Annotated in this window: 2 protein-coding genes; both read left to right on the top strand. The window is 44.4% G+C overall.

The features are described 5' to 3' along the window. The first annotated feature begins 261 nt into the window (after nucleotides 1-261). On the top strand, nucleotides 262-1131 hold the full coding sequence (locus BM231_RS26785) for a hypothetical protein (RefSeq protein ID WP_139226430.1): 870 nt from the start codon (nucleotides 262-264) through the stop codon (nucleotides 1129-1131). A gap of 129 nt (nucleotides 1132-1260) precedes the next feature. Then, a partial coding sequence (locus BM231_RS26780; protein WP_139226429.1) for a hypothetical protein occupies nucleotides 1261-1444 on the top strand: 184 nt, incomplete at its 3' end.

The following is a 1444-nucleotide window of genomic DNA, read 5'->3' as shown; positions in this document are numbered from 1 at the left end:
CAGTTATGGCAGAGAAACGTGATGTGATATTTCCCAATCATATTGTCAGCAGCTTGCGTCGTAACCGTGACGCTTCCATTCGCCGTATAAATAAATGGACAGGCCGAAACCTCTTAAAGCAAACGATGCGCTCAAACATCCATTGAGTTCTCGGCAGAAAAAGGCCTCTGTGTAGTGATGTTATCCAGTTTGAAGAATTTGCTAAAAGTTATGTTGTTCGGCCTCGTCATTGGGGCCAATCCCGTTCATGCGGAACTACTTTTGAGTGATCCTATTGTCGATAGTAACTACGCTCTGCCTCATCAGCAGAAGCTGTTCTCATTTGATAAAAACGGAATTCTTGTAGCTGGTCCCATTCGGCGTAAAGGGGAACCAATTGATTACTCATCAATACTTAAAAAGGTCTATATGGAAGATGGCTTCCTATGGACTTTGACAGCATGTTATGAGGCTATAGATTATTGTGAGACACCATTTCGTAGATACAGGAATAGAGACCTGTATTTAGAAATGCTCTCCGAACAAGATGTAATTTCTACAAGAGATTTGGGGGGCATAGAGGAAGTCGGAAAGGACACTCTAATCCCTTTGGGCTTTAAGATTTTTATGGCGCCAAACACGAGCGACACCAATCTGGTGATCATTACCGGTTCAACGAACTATCTTACTCACGAAATGCAAAGAAGAGAGGATCTTCTCGCAAAAACGGCCGTTGAAAAGTGGCAAAGTGACGAGTTGACACCCGCTCTTTTCGATGGACTGTTCCTTGCAAGAAAAAATACACCTTCATTTTGTTATGCCTCTACAAAAGATTGGGCGACACGAAAGAAAGTTTGGATTTACGTTAGTCCGAGCGGCATTTATCAATGCCTGCCACAAGCCTTGCTCTCTGCCATAGGCCTGTATCCTACGGGATTAGACATTCCCTCCATCACAGACAGATCGCAAAAGTATAAATACCCGACCTTTGCTGATCTGTTGTTTTCCAAACTCCTATACGACAAAAACTTTCCAAAAGAAGGTGACAAAGACGCAGTTAGGAGATTTTGGGAGCAAAATGTCGATTCCGTTTGGCATCAACTAGTAAAAGAACAAATGAAAGACGGCGCTCAGTCTTCTGAATTGAAGTAAAAGAGTTGTTTTTTTGAATTATACCTATTAGAAATGGGATTTTATCGCCAATGATTACGCGCACTACTTCTTATCCAAAAATGTCTGAAATTGATCTTATGGACAGTGTGAGCTTCGGTGGAGGTGGTGATGATGACTCCAGTGATGGAGGTGGCAACGTCCCCACTCCGCGCCCCAAACCTGACAGGCCCGATCGTGGTGACGAAGACAGAGTTCCCACTCCGCGTCCCAAACCTGACAGGCCAGATCGTGACGACGAGGACAATGTCCCTGTTCCGCGTCCCAAGCCTGACTTTCCAGATCGTGACGATGA

This window comes from Pseudovibrio ascidiaceicola (assembly GCF_900114245.1).
GTDB classification, from domain to species: Bacteria; Pseudomonadota; Alphaproteobacteria; order Rhizobiales; family Stappiaceae; genus Pseudovibrio; species Pseudovibrio ascidiaceicola.
Note: the sequence above shows the minus strand (reverse complement) of the source record. Positions and strands in the feature narration are given on the sequence as shown.